At 39.4% G+C, this 1,314-nt stretch carries 1 protein-coding gene and 1 pseudogene; one reads left to right on the top strand and one right to left on the bottom strand.

Annotation, left to right across the window (positions count from 1 at the left end; all coding sequences use genetic code 11):
- The first annotated feature begins 234 nt into the window (after positions 1-234).
- A complete protein-coding gene (locus H5186_RS22475) occupies positions 235-525 on the top strand; it encodes a hypothetical protein (RefSeq protein ID WP_182795038.1) in 291 nt (96 codons plus the stop codon).
- A gap of 91 nt (positions 526-616) precedes the next feature.
- Here H5186_RS22475 and H5186_RS23230 read toward each other — a convergent pair.
- Positions 617-912: pseudogene (locus H5186_RS23230) on the bottom strand (hypothetical protein); the annotation flags it as partial.
- Positions 913-1,314 lie beyond the last annotated feature (402 nt).

Raw genomic sequence — 1,314 nt, 5'->3', positions numbered from 1 at the left:
GAAAAGCTGCAAAACAGGACGCATTAATAAAGGTAAGCTGCTACCTCTCCAAATAAGCCACTTAAACACCTGTCATACCTTCCAAAACGCCCATTAAAGCAACAGCAAATCCTCTTTTTATATTTCACGTAAAATCGAAGTAACCAATTGAATCAAAATAGGAACTCAGCTATGGTTAATGCATCAATAAAAATAAATTAAAAACGAGTAATTCTACAGGCTCGTTAGGGATATATGAATAATAAGCTCAGCACTTCGGAAAAAGGACTATATCGTCGAGTTGATGAAATCCTATTTTACCTTTGGGATCCTATAGGTGTTTGCGACATACCGATGGCTCGTGATGAATACCAATCTTATTTACCAAAAGTTTTTAAGTTGTTACTCAACGACCCTAAAGAACATGAGGTTTCAGCTTATTTAATTAAAGTAGAAACAGGTTCAATGGGAATGTCCGCAAATAGTAAAAAGGCACTTGAAGTTGCTCGCATACTTATTGAAACTAAAGAGGCTTTGTTGGAGTAATATCCCTAATCGGGTAGCCGGAGGTCTCTAACCTCCAGCCCCCACACCACCCATCATGCGCTTTTTATTAGCAGGAAGTGCAATGGGCGGTTCATCTCCCGTAATGAATATTGATCCAAATATCTCTCAGTGACACTAAACCTTTTGACGCTAAATAGTCATTGCCTAGCGCAATGTTAATTCCTTTTGTTTTTGAGCTTCGACAAGGCCCTTCGCTTCCAAGCGCCTACTTTTGGTGCTGGTGATACCACATGCTATGGCGAGTCGCTCACTAACCCCCAATTTCATTAAACTACGTACTTTAGTGCGTGCTATTCCTTATAAATAGCGCGATTGTCGCCAGTAGCACATTCTTATCCTACGGCGGATCCAGAGATCTAAATCCACCGTTAGATATAATAATCAAAGTCAAAATAGACAGCCCAATGGGGCAACGGCAGCTTTTTATTGACGAAATGGCAAACGACTTGGCTGTATAGAGCCTGCTTTCCTTTAAATAAACAGCGGAATATTACAGTTAACAAAGGAATGAATAAATTGACCTTACGCGGACAAACGAAAGTGAATGCATTCACTGCATTCTGCGGCAACTGTATTGCTTAGTTCATAATATAGAAAAGCTGCAAAACACGATGCATTAATAAAGGTAAGCTGCTACCTCTCTAAATAAGCCACTTAAACACCTGTCATACCTTCCAAAACGCCCATTAAAGCAACAGCAAATCCTCTTTTTATATTTTACGTAAAATCGAAGTAACCGATTGAATCAAAATAGGAACTCGGCTATGG

Origin of the sequence: Pseudoalteromonas sp. SG41-2 (assembly GCF_014164535.1) — a bacterium.
GTDB classification, from domain to species: Bacteria; Pseudomonadota; Gammaproteobacteria; order Enterobacterales; family Alteromonadaceae; genus Pseudoalteromonas; species Pseudoalteromonas rhizosphaerae.
The sequence above is the reverse complement of the archived record's forward strand: the minus strand, read 5'-3'. Positions and strand labels throughout refer to the sequence as shown.

Coding starts and splice junctions, on each gene's coding strand:
- H5186_RS22475 (WP_182795038.1), top strand. CDS start 235: ATGAATAATAAGCTCAGCACTTCGGAAAAAGGACTATATCGTCGAGTT.